We start from the raw sequence: 26,984 nt of genomic DNA, 5'->3' as shown, positions 1-26,984 counted from the left end.
CTTGTATTTCAGATGACGGCCAGCAAGCCCCCATCGACCAGCAAGGCGGTTCCGGTGATGTAGCTGGATAGATCGGAGCCGAGGAAAGCCACCGCATCGCCGATCTCCGAAGGCTGGCCCAGCCGCCGCAGCGGAGTGCGTTGGCGAAAGCCCTCGGCCGCTTCAGCAATGCCCGGACTGGTTCGTAGAAGATGGGTGTCGATGGTTCCTGGCGCTACCGCGTTCACGCGGATACCGTCGGGCCCGAGCGCGTCGGCAAGCGATTTGGCCATCAGGACGACGCCGCCCTTGCTTGTCGAGTACGCCACCGTGATGCCGGCCCCCGCCAGCCCACCCATGCTGGCCATGAGAACGATGCTTCCCTGCTTGCCATTGGCCTTCATCTGGCGGGCTGCGGCCTGGGCGCTGAACAGCGTACCGTCCAGGTTGACGGCCATCAGCTTGCGCAAGTCGTCCGAAGAGACGTCGAAACCATCGGAGCGAAGGGTAATGCCCGCATTGGCGACCATCACATCCACGCCGCCAAACGGGGCCGATGCGTCTACCAGCGCGTCGACTTCTTCCTTCTTGCTCACGTCCGCCTTGACGAAAGCGGTGGCAACGCCCAGGGCTTCGATCTCGTCGGTTGTCGGGGTTCCGCCTTCGCGCGGTTCGCGGCTGATGTCCGAGACGATGACCGCTTTGGCGCCATGCCTGGCGGCATTGACCGCAATGGCCCGACCGATGCCGCTTGCGGCACCCGTTACCACGAGGACTTTGTTCTGCAGGATGTTCGTGTTCATGTGAATCTCCTTACTGAGAAAGTGCATTCAGCTGTTCCAGGACCGAGTACAGGTTGGCAACGCCCCAGTGCTCGGTAATCTTTCCGTCTTGCACGCGCATGGCGTCGACGGTCTCGAACTGGATGGCTTTGCCGGTCGCGTGAACCCCCAGGAAGTCACCACGGTGTGTGCCGTGGTACGTCTTGTAGGTAGTCACCACGTCGCCGTCCGCACGCTGCCAATGGATGACGGCGTGGAAATCAGGAAAAGCTTCCCGGAGTTTCTTGTAGAGGCCTAGCGCGCCGGCCTTGTCCGGGGTGCAATTCGGCTGCGGGGTGTGGTCCAGAAATGCGTCGTAGAAAAGCTCATCGAACAGGGCCCAGTTGCCCTGGCCTTGAACTTCGTCCGTATTGCGGCGAATGACGGCCTTTGCTGCTTCGCCAATATCGATGTTGATGTCAGCCATGATGTTCTTTCGTGATGTGTTTCAGAGTTCGAATCCGCCGATGGTCATTCCGCCGTCCACGACAAGCATCTGACCCATGACGTAGGAGGACGCTTCAGAAGCGAGCCATACCGCAGCCGCAGCAATCTCGGACGGCTGGGCACCTCGTTTCGCCGGAATGGCCGAAGTGGCCAGTTGGGCGAAGCCGGGGTTCTGTGCGCTCGCCGTGGCGACCATGGGGGTTTCGGTCCAGCCTGGCGCCAATGCGTTGATGCGCAGGCCGTGGGCGGCGTTTTCCATTGCTGCAACGCGGGTCAGCCCGTGTACCCCGTGCTTCGATGCCGCGTACGCGCTCATGCCCCCCGGCCCGGTCAAGGCCGCCACGGAGGCCGTATTCACGATGGCGCCCCGCCCGGCACGGCGCAAGAGTGGGATCTGGTGCTTCATGCCGAGGAAAACGCTCCTGAGGTTCACCGCAATCACGCGGTCGAAGTCGTCTGTCGGGTAGTCCTCAATGCGATGCGCCTGGCCGGTGACTCCCGCGTTGTTGAAGGCAACGTCCAATCGGCCGAAATCCTTCTTCAAACGTGCCATCAGGTTGCGCACCTGCGACTCGTCGGAGACGTCTGTCGTGACGGCAAGCGCTCGCCCGCCGAGACCGGCAATCAGGCGCGTGGTTTCGGCCAGTCCACCTTCGTTCAGGTCCGCAGCGACAACGATTGCACCGCGCCCGGCAAATGCCCGGGCGGCCTCGCGGCCTATCCCGGAGCCTGCGCCGGTGACCAGCACCACTTTGTTGTCAAAGTCCTTAAGTTCCAATTGCTACTCCTTGGTGTTGTTCAGCTCATTGCTGCATGACCTGAAGAGTAGGGAAACGCCATCGATTGCGATAGCCTATTTGTTTAGATGGAAAGCATCGGCCAGGACGATATACAGGCAACGATGAAAGGAGTTTTGCGGGCGCCGGTGCCCTATCGTTGAATAAGATGGATTGCATCTAAAAATATTGGCTTTTCAGCTACACAGGAAGTTCCTAAAGTTCGTCCCAGCGGTTGGATGCGCACGGGCTTGCCCGGCTTGCCCACCGTTCTTTCCACCCTGTCTCAAACTTTTAGGAGTACCTCGTCATGCAATCCGCAAACACCTCTTCCATCCTCTCGTCGACCTCCGCGGCGCCATTTATCGGGCGACTGCTCATGGCTGCCATCTTCCTGATCAGCGGCGTGGGCAAGCTCATGGCCCCGGGCGGCACCATCGGCTATATCGCATCGGTGGGCATTCCGCTGCCGGAGCTGGCGTACGCCGGCGCTCTTGCCATGGAGCTCGGTGGCGCCCTGCTGCTCGTGGCGGGGTACCGCACCCGCTGGGTGGCTGCCGCGCTGGCGCTGTTCTCGGTGGTTTCCGCGGTGATCTTCCACAGCGCGCTGGGCGACCAGAACCAGTTGTTCCATTTCCTGAAGAACCTGGCAATGGCCGGCGGCCTGCTGCAGGTGGTTGCCTTCGGCGCCGGCAGCTTCAGTCTGGATGAGCGTCACGCCGAGCTCCCGGTCGCGCTGAGCGCTGTTCGATGAAGCGTCGGCATGCGGCTGGCGGGGCCTGTCTGGTTGTTAGGATTTCGGGTCTTCAATCGACCGATGCAATGCCCCGCATGGATTCCTTGAACCTGAATTCCACAGCCGCAGTCCCCGGTTCTTCGGCCGTGCCCCATTTTTCGCCGCCCGACGCCGCACGGGTTCGGGAGTTGGCTTCGCTCGTCGCACGGCATGCCCCAAGAGAGGGAATTTGCCCGACATCGATTCCGCGCGTCTCGGCCATCAAGCTTTCGGCACCCAGCGACGAACTGGTCCACGCCCTTCATCAACCGGCTGTCTGCATCATTGCGCAAGGCGCGAAGCGGGTCATGCTGAGGGATGAGATTTATGACTACGACGCCTCGCGGTTCCTGGTCTTTTCCACCGACCTGCCCATCAGCGCGCAGGTCACTCATGCGAAATCCAGCGAGCCGTACTTGTGCTTCAGGTTGGATCTGGACCCTGCGGAGATCTCCGAGCTGGTTCTCCAGGCAGGGCCTCCCCCGGCACGGCGCGCGGCCACGCAACGCGGCCTGTTCCTGAGCAGCGTTTCGAACGGCATGCTGGACGCCGCAATCAGGCTCATGCATTTGCTGGACTCGCCTGAAGATGCAGCGGCCCTCGCACCGCTGGCTACCCGCGAGCTTGTCTACAGGCTTTTGCGCAGTGAGCAAGGGGAGCGGCTTTCCCAGGTGGCAAGGGCCGACAGCCATGCAAACCGCGTGATGCGAGCGGTCTCCCGGCTCAAGTCGAACTTTGCAGAGCCCCTGAAGCTGGACGAACTGGCGCGCGAATGCTGCATGAGCACGTCTTCCTTGCACCATCACTTCCGGGCCGTTACCGCCATGAGCCCACTGCAATACCAGAAGCAACTTCGCCTGCAGGAGGCCCGGCGCTTGCTGCTGAGCGAGGGTATGGAGGTCTCGAAGGCGGGCTATTCAGTGGGCTACGAGAGTGCCTCCCAGTTCAGCCGCGAATACAGCCGGCTGTTCGGCGTACCTCCATCCAAGGATGTCTCCCGCTTCGAGATGATGGCCGGCTAGCAAGGGGTAGGGCGCCACCCGCCGGCACCCATGGCATCAGAAATCCCCGTCCGTCGTGACCGACAGCCCGGCGTAGGTGTCGATCTCGGCACGCCGGCGTTCGAAAGTCTTCGCCGCAAAGTCGACGGCGTCGGTGCCGGCTAGAAAGTGAAGCGGAGGCTGCGGCATTTCAGCCAGTTCCACGATGGCGCGGCCCAGCTTTGCCGGATCACCGGGCTGCTTGTGGTTGTAGCTTTCGTAGGCGGAACGCGAGTTGCTCGAGAACTCCGCATAGTCGGCAACCCTGCGAGAGCCGTACTGGACCGACTTCTTGTCCAGGAAGTCGGTACGGAAGAATCCCGGCTCGACGATGGTGACCTTGATTCCGAAGGGTGCAACTTCGAGAGCGAGAGATTCGGAAAAGCCTTCCACGGCAAACTTGGCGGCACAGTAGATGGAAGCCCCGTCGAAGCCCATGAAGCCTCCCACCGACGCCAGGTTCAGGATGTGGCCCCGGCGCTGCTTGCGCATTGCCGGCAACACGGCACGGGTCACGTGCATCATGCCGAAGACGTTCGTGTGAAACTGGCGCTCGACGTCCTCGCCGGAGACTTCTTCGAACAAACCAAGCTGGCCGTAGCCCGCGTTGTTCACGAGCACGTCAATGCTGCCGAAGCGGGAAACGGCCGCCTGGGTAGCTGCAATGGCATCTTGTTCGCGCGTGGCATCGAGTGGAAGGCACATGGCGCGGCTGCCGAATTCGCCATACAGCTCTTCAAGCTGCGCGGGGTTCCGGCCAGTTGCCACGACCTTGTCGCCAGCTGCCAGTACCGCCGTGGCGATTTGTGCACCAATTCCGCGGCCAGCACCCGTGATGAACCAGACCTTGCTCATTTGATTACTCTCCAAGTTGCTGCGTGATTCACACGCCGGTTGAACATGGAGCGATCGTAGGAACCAGGGCCCCGCGTCACATGCCTGTTTCTGGCGAGGTCTTGCACAAACCGACAGACTGGAGAATCTTGGAGTATTGATACGCTGAACCATGGACCTTCAACTCAGTACCGCCGAAGCGCTCGACGAGCGTGTGCCCGGGGACCTCGTTGCGACAAGCAAGGGCAAGCCGTGGCGAGACCTTCTGGTCCAGATTTTCACGAGGCGGCCGGTCCAGGAAAGCTTGCTCATTCCGGCTGTTCCGGAGCCGCTCATCGTATGGGTCGTCTCCGGTTCGGCGCTGGTGGAGGAGCGGCAGCTTGAAGGCGAATGGATGGCCAACAAGGTGCGCGCAGGAGAGTTCTTTCTGCAGACCTCGCCGCGCCCATGCGAGCTGCGGTGGCGCACGCTGACAAGCGAGCCGTTTCGGGTGATGCACGTCTATCTGGGGCTTCCGTTGATGAAAAGGGCGGCCACCGATGTCCAAGGACCGGAGAGCCCGCTCGTCCCGCTCAGAGAGGTCTCCGGCGCCGCGGACGAGGTCATCGCCAACCAGCTGGGCATCCTTTGCTGCGAGCTGCTGGAGCGCCGTACGCCGAGCACCATGCTTGTGCAAGGCCTCGCGAGCAGCCTTGCCGTTCATCTGGTGAGAACCTACGCAAGCGACACGCAGCATCCGGCAACCCCGCACGGGGGACTGCCGGCTTTCAAGATCCACCGGGTGCTCGCAGCGATGCAGGAGCGCATCGATCAGGAACTCGATCTCAAGCACCTTGCAAAGGCGGTGCAGCTCAGCGAGTCCCATTTTTCGCGATCTTTCAAGAAGAGCACCGGCTTCTCCCCCTCTCAATACCTGACACGGCTGCGCATGGAGCGTGCACGGCGTCTTCTGAGGGAGACACAGACGCCCATTGTGGAGATCGGGCTGGAGGTCGGGTACGCGAGCCCCAGCCACTTTGCGCAGGTGTTTCGCAAGGAGGTAGGCGTGCTCCCAAGCGACTACCGGCATGGGCGCTGACCGGCACCTGGCCTTCGCAGCAAATCTTCGATATCGGCAGCAATTCGACGAGCGACCGCTCGGACCCCGCTCGGCACCATGACAACCGTGGCAGCTGCACAGACAACCCGAGTCTGCAGCCGCCGCGCCTTCAACTTAACTACCGTAAGGAGCTGTCATGGAACTCAATGGAAAAATCGCTTTGGTCACTGGTGCATCGAGCGGCATCGGCGCCGCTACGGCGCTCAAGCTGGCGGCAGCGGGAGCGAAGGTCGGACTCGCCGCTCGCCGCGTCGTCCGCCTCGACAAGCTGGCCGACCAGATCAGGACGAACGGGGGCGAAGCCATCGCCATCGAGATGGATGTCGTCGACCGTGCATCCGTGGAAGCGGGCGTGGCAAAGCTGGTGCAAGCCTACGGCGGACTGGACATCGTGTTCAACAATGCCGGCCTCATGCCGATCTCGGACGTCGAAGCCTTGAAGGTCGGCGAATGGCATCGCATGGTGGACGTCAACGTGAAGGGCCTGATGAACAGCACGGCTGCAGCGCTACCTCATCTGATCGAGCGGGGATCCGGCCACATCGTCAATACGTCGTCGATTGCCGGCCGCAAGGTATTTGCCGGCCTTGCCGTCTATTGCGCGACCAAGCATGCCGTCTCCGCATTCACCGAAGGCCTGCGCCTGGAAGTCGGCAAGAAGCACAACATCCGGGTCACCAGCATCCAGCCAGGCGCGGTCGACACGGAGCTGTTCAATCACATCTCCGACGAGGGCTACCGCCATCAGATGGAGGGGCTGCGCGACCAGATGTCATTCCTGAGCTGCGACAACATCGCCGACACCGTGATGTTCGCGCTGCAAGCGCCGGCCCACGTCAATGTGGCCGAACTGTTCGTGCTGCCGACAGACCAGCCCTGGTGAAGCCGTTTTTTCCTCGGAAAGATCTTCCTCATCAAAGACTGGAGGAGAGCCGGAGTGAGCGACTCGGCGGCGCATGCCTTGCCGCACCCTAGGGTCCCGCAGACCGCACCGCTTCCTTCGCAAGATCGATGAACGCGCGCGTCTTCGCGGGAGGTGCGATGTTGCCCGGATACGCCGCGTAGAGAAACATGCGCCCCGACGCCCAGCCGGGAAAGAGGCGAACGAGGCGCCCGGCTTCCACCTCAGCACGCAGGTCTGCCGTACTGGGGAAAAAGGAGATACCTGCGCCTTGGCTCACCAGTTGCAGCACGGCGTCCGTGCTCGCCGCTGATATCGAGCCGCGCAGCTTCACACGCAGCTTGCGGCCGCCGCGCTCGAAATCGATCGACCACGGCGCGGGCAGCAGCGACAGCGCGATCCACTCATGGCCCGCAAGCTCCGTGGGCTTGCGCGGCGTGCCATGCCGGGCAAGGTAGCTGGCCGCCGCGACCGTCCAGAGCCCGAGTTCCTCGAGCACCACCGCGCGAAGGCCGGAATCAGCCATCGGTCCGACGCGGATCGCGAGATCGAAGTGCTCGGCGATCAGGTCGAGCCTGCGGTCCGTGGGCACATAGTCCACGCGCATGGCGGGATAGCGTTCGCTGTAAGTCGCGATCCAGCGGGCCACCATGCCGGCCGATCCCTGGGGGCTGGTGAGCCGCAAGGTCCCCGAAGGTTGCGCGTGCCCGGTGCGTGCCCGCTCCATTGCGGCCTCGGCGCCGGCCAGCAGCTGACGGCAGTCGGAGAGAAATGCTTCCCCAGCTTCGGTGATCGCGAGCTTGCGCGTGGATCGCTGCAGCAGCTGCGTGCCCAACTCCCGCTCGAGCACCGCCACCGCCTGGCTGACTGCGGACTTGGCCGTGTTCAGACGTTCGGCAGCCGCAGTGAAGCTTCCAGCCTCGGCAACTGCAACGAAGGCCGCCAGGCGGGCAAAGGAGATGGCAGGAGCCTTCATGCAATTGTTCTCCAGAACTGGACAATGAATTCTCTTGCAGGCGCTTTCTGAAAACAACCGCGACGCGCACCATGGCACCCATCGCAACATCACCCATGAAGGGAACTGCCATGTACGTGCTCCTCGGCTCCAACGGCAACATCACGTCCAAGGTCGCGGCACTGCTGCTTGGACAGGGGACACCGGTACGCGTCGTCGGTCGCAATGCGGGATCGCTCGCTTCTGTCAAGGCTGCGGGTGCGGATATCGCGGCCGGCGACATCGGCGATGCGGGCTTCCTGGCCCAGGCATTCGCCGGCGCGACGGCTGCCTACACGATGATCCCTACCGACTACGCAGCGCACGACATGGCGGCCGAGCAGGATCGGCTGGGCCATGCAATCACGCGCGCCATCGCTGCGGCTGGCCTGACACGCGTTGTGAATCTGAGCAGCGTCGGTGCGCACCTGGGCTCGGGGACGGGCCCGATTGCGGGGCTGCATCGGCAGGAGCGGCGGCTGGATGAACTCGCCGGTGTGGACGTGCTGCACCTGCGGCCGGGTTACTTCTTCGAGAACCACCTGATCGCGATAGAGATGATCCGGACCATCGGTGTGTATGCGGACATGACTGCGCCCGATGCACCGCTGCCGATGGTGGCCACCGGGGACATCGCACGAGTCGTGGCGCGAGAGCTGCGTACGCCGTCAGGCAAGGGCAAGCGCGTGCTCCATCTGCGCGCGCCAAGCCTTTACACGATGAAAGAAGCCACGGGGCTGCTCGGCGCGGCCATCGGCAAGCCGGATCTCGCGTATGTCCAGTCCGAGCCGGAAGAGGGCAGGGCAGCGCTGATGCAGCAGGGCTTCTCTGCGGACGCCGCCGCGCAGCTCGCAGAAATGAGCACGGCCTTCTCCACGGGACGCCTCGATGGCGAGTACGACAAAGGCCCGACCGAGATCACCCCGACGACGCTCGCGGATTTCGCGGCCACGGTTTTCGGGCCTGCTTTCGAGAAGACCTGAGGGGATTCTTCGCCCGCCGCTGCGAACCGCGTTGCATGATGATCAGCCGGGGAACTGCACCACCGGGCCGCCAGGCTTGGTACCCGGCGGTACAAAAGCGGGCGCCGGGTCACCGCCGCGACCCAGCGAGCGGGTGTAGGCGTAGATGGCCTTCAGGTCCGCCTCGGTCATCGGGCGCACGTTGAACCATGGCATGGGCGGGCGGGGTGTCATGGTGCGCGCATGCTTCACCCACTGCTGCTTGCTCATGTCAGCCATGAGCAAGCGCAGATTGACCGCATACGTAGTGCCCCACGGGCCGGACCAGCCCAGGGCGTCGCCAGTCAACCACAGCTTCTCATCGACCTCACCGTTCTTCGCGGCGTAGCCGGGCGTGTGGCAATCATTGCAGCCCGCGATCATCACCAGGTAGCGGCCGCGCTGAATCTCGTCCTTGTTCGCCTTCTGGCTGCTGCCTGTTTGCGCCCCTGCCAGGGCGGAGGACAGAAGGACGGTCAACACGGCGCTGGTGCGCGCGACGCGGCGAAGCAGGTGAGCCGTCAGAGCGGCATGTGAGTTCATGCGATTCTTCATTGGCTGGCTCCCGGGCTTGGCGTTCATGTCGAAGTAGACATGGCACCACGGTAGCGATCGGCTCTGAACCGCGCATGGGCGCTTTGTCCCATTTCTGCCTGGGCGCTTTGTCATGGGTAGTGCAGCGGCGAATACAGACACAGACGTTCGGTGGCGTGGGCCGCGGGGCGAAAACTGCTGTCCCCATGCGAAGCGCTCATCCACGCGGTCTCCGGGAATGTCTGCTATGGAGCGGGAGCGGCGTTGATCGCCAGCTGAGCGGCAAACGCCCGCTGGTAGGCCGGCCGCGCTTCACCGCGCGCGACATAGGCGGCCAGGCTGGGAAACTCGTCCAGCAGGCCGGAGGGCCGAAGCCGCAGCAGCACCGACACCATCAGCAGGTCGCCCGCACTGAAGCCGCCGTCCAGCCAGTCGGCCTCGCCGAGGCGGGCGGCCAGTTGGTTCAGCCGGGCGCGCACCCGGTCCTCCACGAGGGGCATGCGCTCGGCCTTCCAGGGCTTGTCGCCTTCCGTCAGCTTGACCGTGACGAGTTCGAGGATGGGCGGCTCGATCGTATTGACCGCCGCGAACATCCACGCGATGGCGCGCGCCCTTGCGTTGGCATCGGCCGGGAACAGGCCCGGGCGGCGCTCGGCAATGTGCAGCACGATGGCACCGGTCTCGAACAGCGCGAGCTCGCCCTCCTCGTAGGTGGGGATCTGGCCGAAGGGATTCAGCGCCAGATGCGCGGCCTCCTTCATCGCGCGGAAGGACACCAGGCGCACCTCGTAGGGCAGGCCGGCTTCCTCCAATGCCCAGCGCACGCGCGTGTCGCGCGCCAGGCCCTTGCCGCCGTCGGGCGAGCGTTCAAAAGCGGTGATGGTGATGGTCATGGTGAGTGTCCAGAAGAGAGTCCATGGTGCGGCAAATGTGGCATTCGCGGTAAATTGTGCTCAAACCATAGGAGACTGCATGCCCGCTGTTCCACACTTCAACCGGTTCGCTTTGCGAGCCGCTTTGTACTCCTGCCTGGCGATGCTCGCCTTGACGAGCCGGGCCGCCGATTACCCGGCGCCCAAGGAGGGCAGCTGGATCGCCAAGGACTTTCGCTTTCATACCGGCCAGGTCATGCCGGAACTGCGCCTGAACTACGTGACCATTGGCGCGCCCGGTGGCGAGCCGGTGTTGATCCTGCATGGAACCGCCGGCTCGGCGGCAAGCATGCTGACGCCCGCCTTTGCCGGCGAGCTGTTCGGCGTGGGCCAGCCGCTGGATGCCACCCGCTACTACATCATCATTCCCGACGGTCTGGGAACAGGCAAGTCGGCCCGCCCCTCCGATGGCCTGCGCGCCAACTTTCCCCGCTACAACTACGACGACATGGTGGACGCGCAGTACCGGCTCGTCACCGAACACCTCGGCGTCAAGCACCTGCGCGCGATCATCGGCAACTCCATGGGGGGCATGCACGCCTGGATGTGGGGCGTGAAGCACCCTGGCGCCATGGACGCGCTGGTGCCGATGGCGTGCCAGCCCACCGAGATGGCCAGCCGCAACTGGATGATGCGCCGGCTGCTGACCGAGTCCATCCGCAGGGATCCGGAGTGGAACAACGGCAACTACGCCACCCAGCCCCGCAGCGCCCAGCTGGCCTCCGTGTTCTTCGCCACCGCCACCAACGGCGGCAACCTGGCGATGTACAAGGCCGCGCCGACGCGCGCCCAGGCCGACAAGCTGCTGGAGGCGCGACTGGGTGCGCCCTTCACCGCGGATGCAAACGACATCCTCTACCAATGGGAGGCGTCCGCCGACTACAACCCGTCCCCCGGGCTGGAGCGCATTCAGGCTGCCGTGCTCGCCATCAACGCGGCTGACGACGAGCGCAACCCGCCCGAGACCGGCATCATGGAACGTGAAATGAAGCGCGTGAAAAATGGCCGCTACTACCTGATTCCGGCCAGCGACCGGACCACCGGGCACGGAACCACAGGTCAGGCAGCGTGGTGGAAGGCGCAGCTTGCGGAACTGCTGCAAAAAGCGCCACGACAAGGGTTGTAGCCGACGCGCTCCCAGGAAGCATGAACTCCGGCCGGCCCGAAAACCGGCAGGCGCGCCGGCGTTGACGCCGCCATCGGCCGAGGCATAGCATGTGCCTGCGCGGCACCCTTCCATGCGCCCGGCCGTGCGGAGGAATTGCCATGAGCACCACGTCCTCGACCTTCGTCGCCGCCGACGGCGATGGCTATGAACGGCTGATGGGCCGCTGGAGCCGACTCCTCGCGCTGCCTTTTCTCGACTTCGTCGGCACAGCGGACGGCGACCGCATCCTCGATGTCGGCTGCGGCACCGGCCACCTGACTTTCGCCGTGGCCCGACGCACCGGCGCCGGCGAAATGCGGGGCGTGGACATCGCGCTGCCCTACGTCGAACAGGCCCGGCGCCACAACGAGGATGCGCGCATCGTCTTCGAGGTGGCCGACGCCTGCGCGCTGCCGTACCCGGCGCAAAGCTTCGACCGCGTGCTCTCGCTGCTGGTGCTGCACTTCGTGCCGGAGCCGGGCAAGGCCATTGCCGAGATGCGCCGCGTCGCCAGGCCCGGCGCGGTGATCGGTGCGGCGGTGTGGGACGCGCGCGGCGGCTGGATCGCCAACCGCATGTTCTTCGACACTGCCGCCGTGCTCGACCCGGAGGCCGGGGCGCGCCGCGCCCGCAACTACACGCGGCCCCTGACGCGGCCCGGCGAACTGGCGCGGGCCTGGCGCGACGCCGGGTTCAAGGGCGTGGAAGAAACGACGCTCGCCATCCGGATGGAGTTCGCCTCGTTCGCGGATTACTGGGCACCCTTCGAGGGCAAAGACGGTCCCGGCGCGGAGTACGTCGCCACGCTCGACGCGGCCGCGCGCTCACGGCTGCGCGATGCCGTCGAGGCGGCCTATCTCGACGGCGAAGCCGATGGCCCTCGCTCCTACGCGGCGCTGGCCTGGGCCGTCAAGGGCACGGCATCGGCGTAGCCGCAGCGGCTGCATTCACGCGTCGTTGACCGTCTCGTGTTCCGCAGGCGGCACGATCTCGATCAGCTCGCAGTGGTCCGGCCAGGCCATGACGGTATGTCGGATGCCGGGCGGCTGCACGCCATTGTTGGGCGCCGCCTATTTCCTTGCGACAACTTGTCCAAGAACAATCCGCCCTTCCTGGAGATTTCGCCCTTGGTTTTGTGCCATCGCCTGAAAGTCAGCCCCCAGAAGCAGATGGAATCCAAGGGGCGGAAAGCCTTCCTTGCGGATCTTCTCGACCAGGGAGACAAACCACGTGCGCGCGGCCTCGGTCGTGTCCATCCAGTCAGAAATCGTGAATCCCGCGTTCTCGAGAAGCCTGCGCAACTCGTCCGGCTGCACGAGGAAGCTCGTATCCGGCGTGCGCGCCCAAGGGACGGGAAACAGGACCGGTCCAGAAGGGCCGGCCAACACGTCGTAGATGGCGAGCGTGCCGCCCGGCTTCAGAACCCGGTGCATCTCCTCGTACAGCCGGAGCTTGTCTGGAATGTTCATGGCCACGTGCTCCGTCCAGACGACGTCGAACACGCCGTCGTCGAACGGCAGGTTGGTGGCATCACCCTGGCGATAGTCGACCAGGTCCGCGAGGCCGACCCTGGCAGAGAGCATTGCAGCGGCACGGCAGTATTCGTCCGTGAGGTCAATGCCAGTGACGTGGCAACCGAATTCCCTTGCAAGACAGCGCGAAGTGCCGCCAACACCGCTGCCGACATCGAGCACACGCTTGTTCGCATCGAGACCCGCGGCCCGGGCAAGCTCAAGCGTCGCTGCCCGGCCCCGGATATGAAACTCGTCGACAGGTGCCAAGTCTTCCGGCGTGAGGCGGTCCAGGTCTTTGCCCGCCTTTTCCAGGGCCGCCAGGATGACGCTTCCCACATCCGGGCGGCCGTAATGCGTCTGGATGGCTTCGTTGATCCGATTCGGCATAGAAATCCTCCAGTACCTGTTGGCGTTGCCCAGCGAACGAAAGGGACCTCGCCGTCCCGAACCAGCCGCATGGCGGCGAACGGCGACGAGCGCCACGACGGAGCGGCGAATCTCAAGCCTGCGTCGAGGCTGCCATGTGGCATCTTGCGCCACCTCGCGCCGCGCTGCAACGGCTCGCGCTCACTGCGCCAGGCGGATGTTCGCGTCCTTGATGATCCTGGCGTAGATGGCGGCATCCGCGCGCACCAGCTTCTGGAATGCTTCGGGCTTGCCGCCGCCCACCTGCAGGCCCAGCGCCTCGATCTTGGCGCTGACCTCGGGCAGGTGCACGATGCGGTCGATCTCGTCGGAGAGCTTCTGCACCAGCGGCGCGGGCGTGGCGGCGGGCAGGAACACGCCGAACCAGCCGTACGGGTCGAAGGAGTGGTAGCCCAGCTCGGCGAAGGTGGGTACCTCGGGCAGGCCGGGCATGCGCTGCGTGCCGGTCACCGCTAGCGGGCGCATCGACTTGAGATGCGGCCGCGCGGTGGCGCTGTCGATGAAGGCCGAGGCGAGCTGGCCGCCCACCAGGTTGGTGACCAGCGGCGCAGCGCCCTGGAAGGGCACGTGCACCAGGTCGATGCCGGCCTGCATGTTCAGGAGCGCGCCCTGGATGTGCGACGAGGTGCCGGCGCCGTAGCTGCCGAAGTTGTACTTGCCGGGGCTCTGCTTCACCATCGCGATGAAGTCCTTGAGGTTCTTCGCGGGCGAGTCCAGCGGCACGGCCAGCATGCTGGGGCTGCGCGCGATCATCGTGACGGGTGCGAGGTCCTTCAGCGGATCGTAGGCGAGCTTGTCCATGAGCGGCGGCTGCTGGATCAGCGCGGTGATGGCGATCAGCACGGTGTGGCCGTCGGCCGGTGCCTTGGCGACGAAACCGTTGCCGATGGTGCCGCCGGCGCCGGGGCGGTTCTCCACCATCGCAGGCTGTCCCCAGGCTTCCTGCAGCTTCTGGCCGATGGTGCGCGCCAGCGTGTCGGTGGCGCCGCCGGCGGGGTAGGGCACGATCAGCTTGAGCGGCTGGCTCGGATAGGCGGGCTGCGCGGGCGTTTGCGCCAGCGCCGGCGTGGCGAGCAGAAGCGCGAGGCCTGTGGCCATGCAGAGCCTGCGTAGCGGCATCGACGATGTCTTCATGGGCTTGTCTCCTCTTCGGGGTTGGAATAACTCGACTCGGCTCAACGCAGCGCTTCGGCCGTACCCAGGATCGCGGTGGCCTGGCTCGACAGCGTGCCGCCATTGCCATGCGCGAGCGCGGTGTGCGCGTTCTTCACCTGCCGCTCGCCGCATTCGCCGCGCAGCTGCCGCACGGCCTCGATGAGCGCGAAGATGCCGTACATGCCGGGATGCACGCACGACAGCCCGCCGCCGTTGGTGTTGACCGCAAGCCGCCCGCCCGGCGCGATGGCGCCGTCGGCCACGAAGCGGCCGCCCTCGCCCTTGGGACAGAAGCCCAGGTCTTCGAGAAACAGCAGCGTGTTGATGGTGAAGGCGTCGTAGAGCTGCACCACATCCATGTCCTTGGGCGCAAGCCCGGCCATCGCGAAGGCCTCGCGGCCCGACTGGCTTGCCGCCGTGACGGTGAGGTCCGCCATCGAGGAGATCTGCCGGTTCCACACCGCCGTGGCATTGCCCAGCACGTAGACCGGCTGCTTGGGCAGGTCCCTCGCGCGCTCGGCGCTCACCAGCACGCAGGCGCCGGCCCCGTCGGTGACCAGGCAGCAGTCGCGCACGGTCAGCGGGTCCGACACCATGCGGGCGCCCAGCACCTCCCCGCGCGTGAGCGGCTCGCGCATGAAGGCCTCCGGGTTGAGCGCGGCCCAGGCGCGCGCCGCCACCGCCACGTCGGCGAGCTGCTCGCGCGTGGTGCCGAATTCGTGCATGTGGCGCGACGCCGCCAGCGCGTAGGCCGACACCGGCAGCATCGGCTCGTAGGGATGTTCGTAGGGCTGCGGGTCGAGAAAGCGGCGCGCCGCCACGATCTCGCGCCGGCCGAAGGCGGCGCTGCGCTGCGCGCTGCCGTAGCAGACGAGCACCGCGCTGCACTGGCCGCAACGTATGGCCTGCATCGCGGGCAGCAGGTGCGCGATGAAGCTGCTGCCGCCCAGCATGGTGCCGTCGATGTAGCGCGGATCGAGGCCCAGGTACTCGACCACCGGCAGGGCCCACATCGCGGCCGAGGCGCTGGCCGTGCACAGCCCGTCGATGTCGCGCATGTCGAGGCCTGCGTCCGCCACGGCCGCGCGGGCTGCGTGCGCCAGCAATTCCATGTCGGTGAAGCCCGGTGTCTCGCCGCAGCCGAAGGTGGCGACGCCGGAGATCGCAGCGCTGCCGCGCAGGGCTTTGAGTCCGGCGCTCATGCAGCGGCTCCTTCGATGGCGTCGAACAGCACCAGTCCCCGGCCGTCCTTCACCTGCACCCGCGCCTGGACGCGCAGGCCGATGCGCACCGCTTCGGGCGCGAGATTCTCGATGCGGGTCATGAGCCGCACGCCTTCGTCGAGATCGACCAGGCTCACGTTGAGGTCGCCGCCATCGGCCGGCTTGCGCCGCACGGTCGTCACGGCATGCACGGTGCCGAGCCCGCCGGGCGTCTTCCATTCGAGTGCCGTGCCGCCGCAGTGCGGGCAGCATTCGCGCGGGTAGTAGACGTGGCGGCCGCAGTCGCCGCAGCGCTGGAGCAGGAAGCGGCCGGCGTCGAGTTCGCGCTGGTGGAAGGCCTGCACGCCGATGCTGTTGTCGTTCATTGGGCTTGCTCCTTGTTGGCCGGCCACAGAAACGACAACGGCTTCTTGTCCAGGAAACGGTTCACCGCCTCGCGGTGCTCGGCACTGCCGAAGGCCAGCGCCTGCACGTTCGCCTCGGTGTCGAGCAGCGCGGCCAGCGCGCCCGCATCGCCGGTGGCACGCTTCACCAGGCTCACCGCCAGCGGCGAGGCGCCGGCGAAGCTCTGGGCCAGCGCCAGCGCGCGCGGCAGCAGTTGCCCGGGTTCGTGCAGCTCCATGGCGATGCCGAGTTCGAGCGCCTCGGCGGCGCCGACCTCGCGCGCCGACAGCATCAGCTCGCGCGCTCGCTGGGCGCCCACCACGCGCGGCAGGGTGTAGAAGGCGCCGCAGTCCGGCACCAGGCCCAGCTTCAGGAAGGACATGCAGAAGCGCGCGCGCGGGCTCGCGAGCACGAAGTCGGCCGCGAGCGCCAGGCTGAAACCCGCGCCATAGGCGGCGCCATCGACCGCCGCGATCACGGGCTTGTCGAGCAGGATCAGTTCGCTGAACCAGCGCTGCGTGGCCTGCATGCGCTCGCGCCAGCCGGCGTTGTCGAGCTTCGCATCGGCAATGCCGCGCAGGTCGCCGCCCGAGCAGAACTGGCCGCCCGCACCGGCGAGCACCAGGGTGCGCACCTCGGTGTCGGCACGCACCTCTGCAATGGCGCGTGCGAGGTCGTCGCGCATGGCGGGGGTGAAGGCGTTGCGATTCGCGGGCGTGTCGAGCGTCAACAGCGCGGTGCTGCCGTGTCGCTCGCAGCGCAGTGCGGTGAAATTGTTCATCAAGTTGGCTCCTGGGGCGCAGCGGCGCGATGGGCTTCCTGCAGCTCGCGCCAAAGAATCTTTCCGGTGCCGGACTTCGGCAGGCTGTCGAGGAACTCGACCACGCGCGGCGCCTTGTAGACGGCCATGCGCTCGCGGCACCAGGCGACGATCTCCTCTTCGCCGATGCGGCCCCGCTGCTGCGGCTTGAGCACCACCAGCGCCTTCACCGACTCGCCGCGCTTGCCGTCGGGCACTGCGATCACGCAGGCCTCGTGGATGGCCGGATGCTCGTACATCGCGTTCTCCACCTCGGTGGGCCAGACCTTGTAGCCCGAGGCGTTGATCATTCGCTTGAGCCGGTCGCGCAGGAAGAAATAGCCTTCCTCGTCCATCGACGCCAGGTCGCCGGTGCGGAAGAAGCGCTGGCCGCCGATCTCGATGAAGGCGTCGCGGTCCGCCTCGGGGTTGCGCCAGTAGCCCGTCATGACCTGCGCGCCGCGCGTCACCAGCTCGCCCGTTTCGCCGGGCGGCAGTTCCTCGAACGTGACCGGGTCGACGATGCGCGAATCGACGCCCTGCGTCGGCATTCCCAGGCACTGGCGCTTGCCGCGTGCGGGCGGGTTGGCGTGCAGGAAGGACGCAGTCTCGGTCAGGCCATAGCCTTCGTTGTACGAGAGGCCGTGGCGCTGCGAGAGCATCGCGGACACGGCCTCGGGCATCGCGGCGCCGCCGCCCGACAACAGCGCCAGGCTGGAGAGGTCGCGCCGCTCGGCTTCGGGATGGGAGAACAGGTCGATCACCATGGCCGGCGGCGCCGACCAGGCGGTGACCGCATGGCGCTCGATCAGGCGCGCGGCCATCGCGGGGTCCCAGCGCGGCATCATCACCGCCGTGGCGCCGAGGAACATCGGCAGGTTCATGCCGTTCTGCAGGCCCAGCATGTGGAAGAGCGGCGCGACGGCCAGCGTCACCGTCTCCACGTGCAGCTGCTTCCACACCGCCGAAGCGGCCAGCGAAGCCAGCAGCGTCGCATGCGTGTGCATGCAGCCCTTGGGATGGCCGGTCGTGCCCGAGGTGTACGGGAGCACCGCGAGGTCGTGCGGCGACAAGGGCAGCGCAGCGGGCGCGAGGCCGAGCGCGATCGCCTGCTCGAAGCCGTGCTGGCGTTCGTCGGCGAGCGGCGCGCGCGGCGCCGTGACCCAGTCGGGCAGCGCGTCGGCGCCCGCGCCCGCATCGACGGCATCGGCGTAGGCATGGACGAGCACGCCGCGCAACTCGCCGTCACCTTCGCCGAGCGGAATTGCCGGTAGCAGGTCTTGCGCGACGCAGGCCACGCGCGCGCCGCTGTCGAGCGCGCAGTGCCGCACCTCCGCGGCCTTGCTCATCGGGTTCACCGGCACCACCACGGCGCCGGCGCGCAGCACGGCATAAAAGACCGTCACGAACTGCGGACAGTTCTGGCTCGCGATCAGCACGCGATCGCCCGGCGCAACGCCCAGACGCTGTTGCAGGTAGCCGGCCAGCGCGTCGACCCGTTCGCCCAGCTGCGCATAGGATGTGGCCGCGCCGCAGTAGACGATGGCCGGCTTGCCGGGGTAGCGGCGTGCCGCGGTCTCCAGGTAGTCGGGCAGCGTGGCGCGCGGCACGCGCAACTCGCGCGCCACGCCCTTGGGCCAGAAGCGGAAGTGCGGCGGCCTTGCGTTCATTGCTTTTCCATGGCCCGCGCGATGATTTCCTTCATCACCTCGTTGGCGCCGCCGTAGAGGCGGCCCACGCGCACGTCGGCATAGAGCCGCGCGATCGGGTATTCGTTCATGAAGCCGTAGCCGCCGTGCAGCTGCAGGCATTCGTCGACGATGCGGCAGCAAGCGTCGGTGGTCCACCACTTGGCCATGGCGGCCGTGGGCACGTCGAGCTCGCCGCGCATCAGGCGCGCGATGCAGTCGTCGACGAAGGCGCGTGCCACCTGCGCCTGCGTCTCGCATTCGGCGAGCTTGAAGCGGGTGTTCTGCATCTTCAGGAGCGGCTGGCCGAACACCTGCCGGTCGCGCACGTAGTCGAGCGTGTCGCCGATCGCGCGCTGCATGGTGGCCACCGCGCCGACCGCGATCAGCAGCCGCTCGCGCGGCAGCTGCTGCATGAGCTGCGCGAAGCCGCGGCCCTCTTCGCCGCCCAGCAGGTGGTCGGCCGGCACGCGCACGTCGTCGAAGAACAGCTCGGTGGTGTCCAGCGTCTTCTGGCCCATCTTGTCGAGCAGCGGTCCGCGCCGGAAGCCCGGCGTGCCTTCGGTCTCGACCATCAGCAGCGAGATGCCCCTGCCGCCGGCCGCCGCATCGGTCTTGGCCGCGACGCAGACCAGGCCCGTATGCATGCCATTGGTGATGAAGGTCTTGCTGCCGCTGATGCGCCAGTGGCTGCCGTCGCGCCGCGCCTGGGTCTTGATGCGCTGCAGGTCGGTGCCGGCACCGGGTTCGGTCATCGCAATGGCCGCCACCAGCTCGCCGCTGGCCATGCGCGACAGCCACCGCTGCTTCTGCGCCTCGGTGCCGTAGGCCAGCAGGTAGTGGGCGACGATGCCGCTGTGCACGTTGTTGCTGAAGCCCTGCGCCATGGCGCGCATCTGCTCCTCGCAGATCACGGCCTCGTGCAGGAAGCTGCCGCCGCCGCCGCCGTATTCCTCCGGGATGCTGGCGCACAGCAGGCCGGCCTGGCCGGCCTTCGTCCATATGTCGCGGTCGGCGTGGTGCTGCGCGCGCCAGCGCGGCTCATGGGGCACGCACTCGCGTTCGAAGAAGCGGCGCGCGCTGTCGCGCAGCATCCCGAGTTCGTCGTTCATCCACGGCCGCGTGGCAACGGCCCCGGCGGTCATGGCCGTCCGCCTCCGCAGACCAGCACCTGCCCGCTCACGTAGTTCGATTCGGGAATGCAGAACAGGTAGACCGCACCGGCCGCCTCCTGCGGCGTGCCGCCCCGGCCGAGCGGGATCAGGGCCTCGGCGTTCTTCAGGATCTGCGGATTGACGCCCACCCTGATCTGCCGGCCCTCGATGTCGATGCTCGCGCCCGCGCTGGCATCGGCCTCGGTCAGCCGGGTCTTGATCAGGCCGAAGGCCACGCTGTTGACCGTGACCTTGTAGCGGCCCCATTCCTTGGCCATGGCCTTGGTCAGGCCATTGATGCCGGCCTTGGCGGCCGCGTAGTTGGCCTGGCCCGCGTTGCCGTACACGCCCGAGGTGGACGAGATGTTGACCACCTTGCGGAACACTTCGAGGCCTTCGTCGGCCTCGCGCCGGGCCGCCTCGCGGATGAAAGCGGAGGCGGCGCGCAGGATGCGGAAGGGCGCGGTGAGGTGCACGGCCAGCATGGCTTCCCACTGCTCGTCGCTCATCTTCTGCACGACGTTGTCCCAGGTGTAGCCGGCGTTGTTGACCACGATGTCCAGGCCGCCGTAGCTGTCGACCGCGGTGCGCACGAAGCGGTCGGCAAAGCCGGCGTCCGTCACGCTGCCGGCGCAGGCGATGGCGCTGCCGCCCGCGGCCACGATGTCGTTGACGGTCTGCGCGGCCGGTTCGGCGTCGAGGTCGTTGATGACCACGCGCGCGCCGTCGCTCGCGAGCTTGAGCGCGATCTCGCGCCCGATGCCGCGGCCGGAGCCGGAGACGATGGCCACCTTGCCTTCGAGTTTTCTGTGGATGCTGCTGTTCATGTGCTGTCTCCTCTGGGATGTGTCAGGGCCAGGCGACCAGTGCCTCGGCGCTCAGCCTGGCGGCGCCTTCGTGGTTGGCCGTTGCGAGCTTCAGCCGCACGCTGCGCCGGCCCTCGTGCTCGAACTTCTCGGCGACCGTGCCGGTGCAGCGGATGCGTTCGCCCACATGGGTGAGGGCGGCAAAGCGCAGGTCGAGCGAGCGGATCGCCGACTGCGGCACCCAATTCGTCAGCAGCCGCGCGAGCCAGGCCGCCGACAGCATGCCGTGCGCGAACACGTCGGGCATGCCGGCGGATCTGGCGAAGTCGACGTCGACGTGGATCGGGTTGTGGTCGCCCGAGGCGCCGCAGTACAGCGCCAGGTCGAGCCGGCGGATCGGCGGCAATTCGAGCGGAGGCAGCGCGTCGCCGGGCTGCAGTGCGTTCCAGTCGGGGAGTTGGGCGGTGGCCATCGTCGGGTTTCGGTCGTTCATTGGTTCCGCACCACGGTCACGCAGCGCAGTTCGGCCACGAGTTCATCGCGCTGGTTGTGCACATGGGTCTTGCGCACGACGAACTCGAGCGCGCCGTTCTTCTTGTCGTAGATGTCCTCGATGCGCTGGCGGAACGTGAGCATGTCGCCCGCATAGGCCATTGCGTGGTAGCTGAAGCCCTGCTCGCCGTGCAGCAGGCTGCGGTAGTCCATGCCCAGCAGCTCGCGGATGGCCGCCGGGTTGGGCGCCTCCATCTCCAGGCAGAAGAGAAAGGTGGGCGGCACCGGCAGGCCCGGATGGCCCGCGTCGCGCGCGGCGGCCTCGTCGGTGTAGACGGGATCGGTCTGGCCGGTGGCCTTGGCGAAGAAGCGCAGGCGACCTTTCTCCACCTCCACCTGGAAGGGCGGGAGCTGGTGGCCGATGTGGCGGCGGTCGATCATGCCCAGCCACCGCCGGGCCGCCCCAAGGCGGCTGGAGCCCCCTTGGGGGGCAGCGCAATACGCGAAGCGACAAGCGTGGGGGCCAGCATGTCAAACGGCCTGGTACAGCGTGACGACACAGGCGCCGCCCAGCCCCAGGTTGTGCTGCAGCGCGAGGCGCGCGCCTTCGACCTGGCGCTGCTCGGCCCGGCCGCGCAATTGCCACACGAGCTCCGCGCATTGCGCAAGGCCGGTGGCGCCGAGCGGATGGCCCTTGGACAGCAGGCCGCCCGAAGGATTGGTCACCACGCGCCCGCCGTAGGTGTTGTCGCCCTCGACGATGAAGCGCTCGGCCGTGCCCTCGGGCGTGAGGCCCAGCGCCTCGTAGGTGATGAGCTCGTTGGCGGTGAAGCAGTCGTGCAGTTCCACCACGTCCAGTTCCTCGGGGCCGATGCCGGCGTCCTCGTACACCTGGCGGGCCGCGGCGGCGGTCATGTCGTAGCCGACCAGCTTGCGCATGTCCTTGCTGTCGAAGGTGGAGGGCGTGTCGGTGGTCATGGCCTGCGCGGCGATCACCACGCGCATGTCGAGGCCGTGCTTCTCTGCGAACTCGGCCGAGCAGACGATGGCCGCGGCCGCACCGCAGGTGGGCGGGCAGCACTGGAAGCGCGTGAGCGGATCGAACACCAGCGGCGAGGCCATCACCTCGTCGAGCGTGAGCGTCTGGCGGAACACCGCGAGCGGGTTGCGCGCCGCATGCTGGCGCGCCTTCACCGAGATGCGGCCGAAGGTGTCGCGGCGGATGCCGTGCTGCGCGATGTAGTCGCGGCCCGCGCCGCCGAAGAACTGCGCGGCGCGCGGCGCTTCGGGAATGTAGCCTTGCTTCTCGGCCATCACTTCAGCGAAGCGCGCCATCGGGGAGGGCCGGTCGTCGTAGGCGCCCTTGAGCGCGCCGGGCTGCATCTGCTCGAAGCCGAGCGCGATCGCGCACTCGACCATGCCGCTCTCGACCGCCTGGCGCGCGAGGAACAGCGCGCTGGAGCCGGTGGAGCAGTTGTTGTTGAGGTTGAAGACCGGGATTCCGCTGAGGCCGACGCCGTAGATGGCGGCCTGCCCCGCGGTGGAGTCGCCGTAGACATAGCCGACATAGGCCTGCTGCACCAGCGCGTAGTCGACGCCGGCGTCGTCGAGCGCAAGCCTGGCGGCGCGCGCACCCATCACGGTGTACGGGTCGCTGGCGCCCGGCTTGGTGAAGGGGATCATGCCCACGCCGACCACATGGACGGGGCGCTGCATACGTGTCATGGAGACTCCTGGATGAGAGGGGGTGACGATGGAATGAAGTCTCCGCCCGTGCGCAGGCTTCAACAATCGCGGATCGGCCCAAAACGATTGGCCGAAACGCTCACGCGATATCGCGGTAGCGGAAGGTACCCATCGCGCGCGCCGCCACCTCGCCGTCGGCATCGGTGACGGTGGCCTCGCAAAAGCACACCGAACGTCCGCCGCCGGTGGCGCGCCCCTGCGCCTGCAGCTGCCCGCCCGCGGGCCGCATGAAGGCGATGTGCATGTCGACGGTGACGACCTCGCGCGCGTAGCCGACGCGCGAGAGCGCGGCATGCGCCATGGCGCTGTCGAGCAGGGTCATCAGCAGGCCGCCGTGGCCGCTCGCGTGGTTGTTCAGCAGCTCGGGGCGCAGCACCACCGATACCAGCGATTCGCCGCCCTCCGCATGCTCGAGCCGCAGCCCGAGGTGCTCGGAAAAGGGCACGTGGCGCTGCGGCCCGCTGCGCGGCCGGTCGTCGCCTGCTTGCGGCGCGCCCGCGAGATGAAGGCTCATGGCGCGGTCCCCCGCTTCGACGCGGCGGCCGCGGCCGTAAAGTCGCGCGGCCCGGTCAGCGCAAGGCCGCCGTCCACGGGAATGACGGCGCCCGTGATGTAGGAGCCCCAGCCGCTCGCAAGCATCATCGCCATGCGACTGATGTCCTCGATGCGGCCCAGGCGCTTGAGCGGCACGCGCTCGGCCATCGCGGCCATCGTGTCGTCGGTGGGCGCGAGCCGCTTCAGGCCCTCGGTATCGGCGATCGGCCCGGGCACGATGGAGTTGATGCGGATGCCCTGCGGACCCCACTCGAGCGCCAGCACCTGCGTCAGCATGTCGACCCCCGCCTTGGCTGCGCACACATGGGCCTGGAAGGGCGTGGGCGTGAAGGCCTGGCTGGCGGAGATCTGGATCACGCAGGCGCCGGGCCGGCGCAGGTGCGCATGCGCGAGCCGCGCGACGTTGAAGCTGCCCAGCAGGTCGATGTCGACCACCGTCTTGAACGCGTTGGGCGACATGTCGAGCGCGCTCGCGAGAAAGTTGCCCGCGGCGCCCGAGACCAGCACGTCGATCGGGCCGAAGCGCTCGGCGCCCTGCGCGAAGGCGCGTTCCAGCGCCTCGGGCAGGCGCACGTCGGCTGCAATGCCCAGTGCCTGCGTGCCGAGCGCCTCGAGCTGCTGCGCGGCCGCGGCCACCTTGTGGTCCGAGCGGCTGAGCACCGTGAGGCGCGCACCGGCGCGCGCAAAAGCCTGCGCGATGCCGAAGTTGATGCCGCTGGAGCCGCCGGCCACGGCCACGTGGCGGCCCGAGAAATCGAAGGCGGAAAAGTCCATGGGATTCATTGCTGCGTTCACTCCGGCTTGAAGCCGATCTCGGCCAGCATCCTGCGTTCGCGCTCGAACTGCGCACGGGCGTAGCCGGCATAGCCCTCGCCGGTCATCAGCTTGGGCTGCATGTCGAACAGCTCCAGCTGCTGGAGGTAGGCCGGGTCCGCCGCAGCCTTGCTGAAGGCCGCGTGCAGCCTGGCGGCGATCTTCGGATCGAGGTTCTTCGGCGCGACCAGGCCCACTGGCGACTCGATCACCAGGTCGTGGCCGAGCTCCTTCACGGTCGGCGCGTCGTAGCGCGCCAGGCGCTCGGCGGTGAAGGTGGCGAGCAGGCGCACCTTGCCGCCCTGCACCTGGGGCCCGAAGCCGGGGTCGCCGTAGACGTCGAGATGGCGGCCGATCACCGCCTGGAAGGCCTCGCTGCCGCCCTTGTAGGGCACCAGGTTGAAGGCGGTGCCCGCCTGCCTGGCGAGCCGCTCGGCGTAGATGCGGTTGATGCTGATCGCGCCGACGTTGCCCCAGCTGACGGCGCCGGGGCGTTTCCTGGCGTCGGCCAGCAGCTCGGGCAGCGACTTCCAGGGCGCGTCGCTGGCCACCACGATGCCGGTGGTGAGGCCGGCCAGCCCGATCAGGTAGCTGAAGTCCTTGAGCGGGTCCCAGGCCACCTTCTGCACCAGCGGCGCACGGATCACCGAGTTGTGCATCACCGCGATCGTGTAGCCGTCGGCTTCGTTCATGGTCGCCAGCGATGCCGTGCCGGTGACGCCGCCCGCGCCCGGCTTGTGCATCAGCACGATGGGCTGGCCCAGGTCCCTGGAAGCGGCCTCGGCCAGCGTGCGGAAGATCGGGTCGAAGGAGCCGCCCGGCGGGAATGGCAGCACGAGCTGGATCGGCTTGCTCGGGTATGGGTCGGTGGCGAACGCCGGGGCGGCCGCGCAGGCGCAGAGCGCGAGCAGTGCGGCGAGCGCGGCGCGCCGGCTGAGCGGGCGGAAGGGGCGGTTCATGGTGCTGTGTCTCCTGTCGTTGGAATTCGAGGTTCAGGCGGCCTGCGGCAGCGGCAGGTAGCGGAAGGAACCCTGCGCTTGCGCGACCACGCGGCCCGCCTCGTCGCTGACCGTGGCGCGGCACCAGGCGATGCTGGCGTCGTGCTGCACCACTTCGCCGTCGGCTATGAGCCGGCCGCGGCCCGGTGCGTGGAAGCTGGTGCTGAGGCTGAGCGTGACGGCGGTGCGCGCAAAGTCGAACAGCGACACGGCCGCGCTCGCCATGGCCACGTCGAGCAGCGTGACCAGCACGCCGCCGTGCACCGCGCCGATGACGTTGCCGAGCTCGGGCCGTGCGTCGATGACGAGGCGCGCGCGACCGCCTTCGGAGAACTCGCGGTGCGCCTCCAGCAGCCGCATGAACGGCACCTGGCCGAACAGGTTGCGGTGGTCCGCGCCGGTGACGGGTTGCATCACGCCTGCAGCCGCTCGCGCAGCACGTTCTTCAGCACCTTGCCCGCGGCCGACAGCGGCAGCTCGCGCAGGAAGCTGATGCCGCGCGGGCACTTGTAGCCGGCCAGGCGCTCGCGGCACCAGGCGCGCAATTCATCGGCGTCGACACGGGCATCGTCGGCCATCACGACCGCCGCATGCACCGCCTCGCCCCAGCGCGCATCGGGCACGCCGATCACCGCCGCCTGCCGCACCTGCGGATGGCTGCGCAGTGCGGCCTCCACCTCGGCGCAGTAGACGTTCTCGCCGCCGCTGATGATCATGTCCTTCAGGCGGTCGACGATGAACAGGTGGCCGTCGGGCAGCATGCGGCCCGCATCGCCGGTGCGCAGCCAGCCGTCCCGCAGTGCCGCGGCCGTGGCCTCGGGGTTGCGCCAGTAGCCCTGCATCACCATCGGTCCGCGCGCGAGCACTTCGCCGACTTCACCGCGCGGCAGCTCGCGGCCGCTTTCGTCCGCAATGATGATCTCGGCACCCAGGCCGGCGCGGCCGACCGAGTTCAGCCGGCCGAGCGCGCGCGCCTCCGGCCGGTGGTTCGAGGGCAGGTTGATGCACACGGCGCCCGCGGTTTCGGTGAGGCCGTAGGCCTGGAAGAACTCGGCCTCGGGCCAGGCGGCCAGCGCGCGGTCGAGCAGGTCGGGCGGCATCGGCGCGGCGCCGAAGGCGATGCGCGTGAGGCTGCGCACGCGCCCGGGCGTGAACGACGGATCGTCGAGCAGCGACTGCAGCATGCTCGGCACCACGATGATGTCGCCGATGCGGTGCTCCTCGATGGCCTCGATCACGGCGGCGGGGCGGAACTGCGCCATCGTCACGCAGCAGCCGCCGACGATCAGCTGGCCCACCAGGCGGCCGAGCCCGGCGACGTGGAACAGTGGTGCCACCAGCAGCGAGATGGAATCGGGCGCGTTGTTGAGTTCGGCGCCGCGCGTCATCGAGGCGGTCCAGAAGTTCGCGTGGCTCAGCATCACGCCCTTGGAGCGGCCGGTGGTGCCGCCGGTGTAGAGGATGGCGGCGAGCGCGTCGCCGCCGGTGCGCGTGTCGGGCAATGGTTCCAGCGCTGCGCCTTCGTCTTCGAGCGCATCCAGCTGTGCCAGTGCGGGCCCGCCGGCCGGTGCCAGCGCCCGCAGGCTTTCGTGCACGAGCAGCAGCGAGGCTTCGCTGTCCTGCAGCGCATGCGCGAGCTCCGGCGTGCTCCAGCGGATGTTCAAGGGACAGGCGACGGCGCCGAGCCACCAGCATGCGAGGATGGCCCGCACCAGCTGGTCGCTGTTGGGCGCGAGCAGCGCCACGCGGTCGCCGCGCGCAATGCCGCGCCGGGCCAGCGCGGCCGCCTGGCGCGCGATGCCGTCCGCCATCTGCGCATGCGTCTGGTGGCGCACGCCGGTGTCGCCCACGTGGGTGAGCGCCGCCATGCCGGGGTGGCGCTGGAGCGCGCGATGCAGGCCTTGGGTCAGGTACACGATGAGCCGCCGACGGGTAACGAAGATGCGGCACA

General features: G+C 67.4%; 30 protein-coding genes. 7 read left to right on the top strand and 23 right to left on the bottom strand.

Annotated elements, in window-relative coordinates:
• Positions 1 to 8 precede the first annotated feature (8 nt).
• Genes ACAM54_RS29830 through ACAM54_RS29820 form a run of 3 tightly spaced genes read right to left on the bottom strand, consistent with a single transcriptional unit; the run spans position 9 to position 2,025 of the window.
• A complete protein-coding gene (locus tag ACAM54_RS29830) occupies positions 9 to 782 on the bottom strand; it encodes an SDR family oxidoreductase (RefSeq protein ID WP_369651344.1) in 774 nt (257 codons plus the stop codon).
• Between the two features lie 10 nt (positions 783 to 792).
• Positions 793 to 1,227, bottom strand: a complete 435-nt coding sequence (locus ACAM54_RS29825; RefSeq protein ID WP_369651345.1) for an ester cyclase — start codon at positions 1,225 to 1,227, stop codon at positions 793 to 795.
• Positions 1,228 to 1,248: 21 nt separating this feature from the next.
• Positions 1,249 to 2,025: an SDR family NAD(P)-dependent oxidoreductase gene (locus ACAM54_RS29820; RefSeq protein WP_369651346.1), complete on the bottom strand. Its 777-nt coding sequence runs from the start codon at positions 2,023 to 2,025 to the stop codon at positions 1,249 to 1,251.
• Positions 2,026 to 2,333: 308 nt separating this feature from the next.
• On the opposite strand from ACAM54_RS29820, the gene ACAM54_RS29815 reads away from it, so the two are divergent.
• Both ACAM54_RS29815 and ACAM54_RS29810 read left to right on the top strand, forming a co-directional pair.
• Positions 2,334 to 2,777 carry a DoxX family protein gene (locus tag ACAM54_RS29815; protein WP_369651347.1) on the top strand — a complete coding sequence of 148 codons (444 nt, stop codon included), beginning with the start codon at positions 2,334 to 2,336 and terminating at the stop codon, positions 2,775 to 2,777.
• A 77-nt stretch (positions 2,778 to 2,854) separates the two neighbouring features.
• Positions 2,855 to 3,820, top strand: a complete 966-nt coding sequence (locus ACAM54_RS29810) for an AraC family transcriptional regulator N-terminal domain-containing protein (RefSeq protein ID WP_369651348.1) — start codon at positions 2,855 to 2,857, stop codon at positions 3,818 to 3,820.
• Between the two features lie 36 nt (positions 3,821 to 3,856).
• Here ACAM54_RS29810 and ACAM54_RS29805 read toward each other — a convergent pair whose 3' ends face one another.
• A complete protein-coding gene (locus tag ACAM54_RS29805; protein WP_369651349.1) occupies positions 3,857 to 4,693 on the bottom strand; it encodes an oxidoreductase in 837 nt (278 codons plus the stop codon).
• 151 nt (positions 4,694 to 4,844) lie between these two features.
• Between ACAM54_RS29805 and ACAM54_RS29800 the strand changes: the two genes are divergently transcribed.
• On the top strand, positions 4,845 to 5,750 hold the full coding sequence (locus tag ACAM54_RS29800) for a helix-turn-helix domain-containing protein (RefSeq protein ID WP_369651350.1): 906 nt from the start codon (positions 4,845 to 4,847) through the stop codon (positions 5,748 to 5,750).
• A gap of 157 nt (positions 5,751 to 5,907) precedes the next feature.
• Positions 5,908 to 6,654 carry an SDR family oxidoreductase gene (locus ACAM54_RS29795; protein WP_369651351.1) on the top strand — a complete coding sequence of 249 codons (747 nt, stop codon included), beginning with the start codon at positions 5,908 to 5,910 and terminating at the stop codon, positions 6,652 to 6,654.
• Between the two features lie 88 nt (positions 6,655 to 6,742).
• Here ACAM54_RS29795 and ACAM54_RS29790 read toward each other — a convergent pair whose 3' ends face one another.
• The gene (locus ACAM54_RS29790) at positions 6,743 to 7,648 is read right to left on the bottom strand and encodes a LysR family transcriptional regulator (protein WP_369651352.1); all 906 of its coding nucleotides are present in this window, start codon (positions 7,646 to 7,648) and stop codon (positions 6,743 to 6,745) included.
• A gap of 110 nt (positions 7,649 to 7,758) precedes the next feature.
• On the opposite strand from ACAM54_RS29790, the gene ACAM54_RS29785 reads away from it, so the two are divergent.
• Positions 7,759 to 8,649: an NmrA family NAD(P)-binding protein gene (locus ACAM54_RS29785; RefSeq protein WP_369651353.1), complete on the top strand. Its 891-nt coding sequence runs from the start codon at positions 7,759 to 7,761 to the stop codon at positions 8,647 to 8,649.
• 42 nt (positions 8,650 to 8,691) lie between these two features.
• Here the strand turns inward: ACAM54_RS29785 and ACAM54_RS29780 are convergent, their stop codons facing one another.
• Both ACAM54_RS29780 and ACAM54_RS29775 read right to left on the bottom strand, forming a co-directional pair.
• Entirely contained in the window at positions 8,692 to 9,222 is a 531-nt protein-coding gene (locus ACAM54_RS29780) for a cytochrome c precursor (protein WP_369651354.1), read from the bottom strand.
• 224 nt (positions 9,223 to 9,446) lie between these two features.
• Positions 9,447 to 10,094: a glutathione S-transferase family protein gene (locus ACAM54_RS29775; protein ID WP_307698138.1), complete on the bottom strand. Its 648-nt coding sequence runs from the start codon at positions 10,092 to 10,094 to the stop codon at positions 9,447 to 9,449.
• A gap of 79 nt (positions 10,095 to 10,173) precedes the next feature.
• Here ACAM54_RS29775 and ACAM54_RS29770 point away from each other — a divergent pair, with 79 nt between their 5' ends.
• Positions 10,174 to 11,259 carry an alpha/beta fold hydrolase gene (locus ACAM54_RS29770; RefSeq protein WP_307698139.1) on the top strand — a complete coding sequence of 362 codons (1,086 nt, stop codon included), beginning with the start codon at positions 10,174 to 10,176 and terminating at the stop codon, positions 11,257 to 11,259.
• 140 nt (positions 11,260 to 11,399) lie between these two features.
• The gene (locus tag ACAM54_RS29765; RefSeq protein WP_369651355.1) at positions 11,400 to 12,212 is read left to right on the top strand and encodes a class I SAM-dependent methyltransferase; all 813 of its coding nucleotides are present in this window, start codon (positions 11,400 to 11,402) and stop codon (positions 12,210 to 12,212) included.
• A 138-nt stretch (positions 12,213 to 12,350) separates the two neighbouring features.
• On the opposite strand, the gene ACAM54_RS29760 is transcribed toward ACAM54_RS29765, so the two are convergent.
• From ACAM54_RS29760 to ACAM54_RS29685, 16 genes are all read right to left on the bottom strand, one after another.
• Positions 12,351 to 13,181, bottom strand: coding sequence for a class I SAM-dependent methyltransferase (locus ACAM54_RS29760; protein WP_369651356.1), 831 nt, complete (start codon positions 13,179 to 13,181; stop codon positions 12,351 to 12,353).
• A 180-nt stretch (positions 13,182 to 13,361) separates the two neighbouring features.
• Positions 13,362 to 14,354, bottom strand: a complete 993-nt coding sequence (locus ACAM54_RS29755) for a Bug family tripartite tricarboxylate transporter substrate binding protein (protein ID WP_369651357.1) — start codon at positions 14,352 to 14,354, stop codon at positions 13,362 to 13,364.
• Positions 14,355 to 14,395: 41 nt separating this feature from the next.
• Positions 14,396 to 15,577: a thiolase gene (locus ACAM54_RS29750; protein ID WP_369651358.1), complete on the bottom strand. Its 1,182-nt coding sequence runs from the start codon at positions 15,575 to 15,577 to the stop codon at positions 14,396 to 14,398.
• Positions 15,574 to 15,963 (bottom strand): Zn-ribbon domain-containing OB-fold protein, encoded by a 390-nt coding sequence (locus tag ACAM54_RS29745; protein WP_369651359.1) that lies wholly within the window; start codon positions 15,961 to 15,963, stop codon positions 15,574 to 15,576. Before ACAM54_RS29745 ends, ACAM54_RS29750 begins: the two co-directional genes overlap by 4 nt.
• Entirely contained in the window at positions 15,960 to 16,763 is an 804-nt protein-coding gene (locus ACAM54_RS29740) for an enoyl-CoA hydratase/isomerase family protein (RefSeq protein WP_369651360.1), read from the bottom strand. Before ACAM54_RS29740 ends, ACAM54_RS29745 begins: the two co-directional genes overlap by 4 nt.
• Positions 16,763 to 18,451 (bottom strand): long-chain-fatty-acid--CoA ligase, encoded by a 1,689-nt coding sequence (locus ACAM54_RS29735; protein WP_369651361.1) that lies wholly within the window; start codon positions 18,449 to 18,451, stop codon positions 16,763 to 16,765. The genes ACAM54_RS29740 and ACAM54_RS29735 overlap by 1 nt, the downstream gene beginning before the upstream one ends.
• Entirely contained in the window at positions 18,448 to 19,614 is a 1,167-nt protein-coding gene (locus ACAM54_RS29730) for an acyl-CoA dehydrogenase family protein (protein WP_369651362.1), read from the bottom strand. The genes ACAM54_RS29735 and ACAM54_RS29730 overlap by 4 nt, the downstream gene beginning before the upstream one ends.
• Positions 19,611 to 20,450, bottom strand: a complete 840-nt coding sequence (locus ACAM54_RS29725) for an SDR family NAD(P)-dependent oxidoreductase (RefSeq protein ID WP_307698148.1) — start codon at positions 20,448 to 20,450, stop codon at positions 19,611 to 19,613. Before ACAM54_RS29725 ends, ACAM54_RS29730 begins: the two co-directional genes overlap by 4 nt.
• Positions 20,451 to 20,472: 22 nt before the next feature.
• The gene (locus ACAM54_RS29720; protein ID WP_369651363.1) at positions 20,473 to 20,901 is read right to left on the bottom strand and encodes a MaoC family dehydratase; all 429 of its coding nucleotides are present in this window, start codon (positions 20,899 to 20,901) and stop codon (positions 20,473 to 20,475) included.
• A gap of 17 nt (positions 20,902 to 20,918) precedes the next feature.
• Positions 20,919 to 21,362 carry a MaoC family dehydratase N-terminal domain-containing protein gene (locus ACAM54_RS29715; protein ID WP_369651364.1) on the bottom strand — a complete coding sequence of 148 codons (444 nt, stop codon included), beginning with the start codon at positions 21,360 to 21,362 and terminating at the stop codon, positions 20,919 to 20,921.
• Between the two features lie 90 nt (positions 21,363 to 21,452).
• Entirely contained in the window at positions 21,453 to 22,637 is a 1,185-nt protein-coding gene (locus tag ACAM54_RS29710) for a lipid-transfer protein (protein ID WP_369651873.1), read from the bottom strand.
• A gap of 109 nt (positions 22,638 to 22,746) precedes the next feature.
• Positions 22,747 to 23,181 carry a PaaI family thioesterase gene (locus ACAM54_RS29705; protein WP_369651365.1) on the bottom strand — a complete coding sequence of 145 codons (435 nt, stop codon included), beginning with the start codon at positions 23,179 to 23,181 and terminating at the stop codon, positions 22,747 to 22,749.
• Positions 23,178 to 23,996 carry an SDR family oxidoreductase gene (locus ACAM54_RS29700; protein WP_369651366.1) on the bottom strand — a complete coding sequence of 273 codons (819 nt, stop codon included), beginning with the start codon at positions 23,994 to 23,996 and terminating at the stop codon, positions 23,178 to 23,180. The genes ACAM54_RS29705 and ACAM54_RS29700 overlap by 4 nt, the downstream gene beginning before the upstream one ends.
• A 17-nt stretch (positions 23,997 to 24,013) precedes the next feature.
• The gene (locus ACAM54_RS29695) at positions 24,014 to 24,994 is read right to left on the bottom strand and encodes a tripartite tricarboxylate transporter substrate binding protein (RefSeq protein WP_369651367.1); all 981 of its coding nucleotides are present in this window, start codon (positions 24,992 to 24,994) and stop codon (positions 24,014 to 24,016) included.
• A gap of 33 nt (positions 24,995 to 25,027) precedes the next feature.
• Positions 25,028 to 25,447, bottom strand: coding sequence for a PaaI family thioesterase (locus ACAM54_RS29690; RefSeq protein ID WP_369651368.1), 420 nt, complete (start codon positions 25,445 to 25,447; stop codon positions 25,028 to 25,030).
• The gene (locus ACAM54_RS29685; protein WP_369651369.1) at positions 25,447 to 26,949 is read right to left on the bottom strand and encodes a class I adenylate-forming enzyme family protein; all 1,503 of its coding nucleotides are present in this window, start codon (positions 26,947 to 26,949) and stop codon (positions 25,447 to 25,449) included. Before ACAM54_RS29685 ends, ACAM54_RS29690 begins: the two co-directional genes overlap by 1 nt.
• Between the last annotated feature and the right edge of the window lie 35 nt (positions 26,950 to 26,984).

Origin of the sequence: Variovorax sp. V93 (genome assembly GCF_041154485.1) — a bacterium.
Lineage (GTDB): Bacteria > Pseudomonadota > Gammaproteobacteria > Burkholderiales > Burkholderiaceae_C > Variovorax > Variovorax beijingensis_A.
The sequence above is the reverse complement of the archived record's forward strand: the minus strand, read 5'-3'. Positions and strand labels throughout refer to the sequence as shown.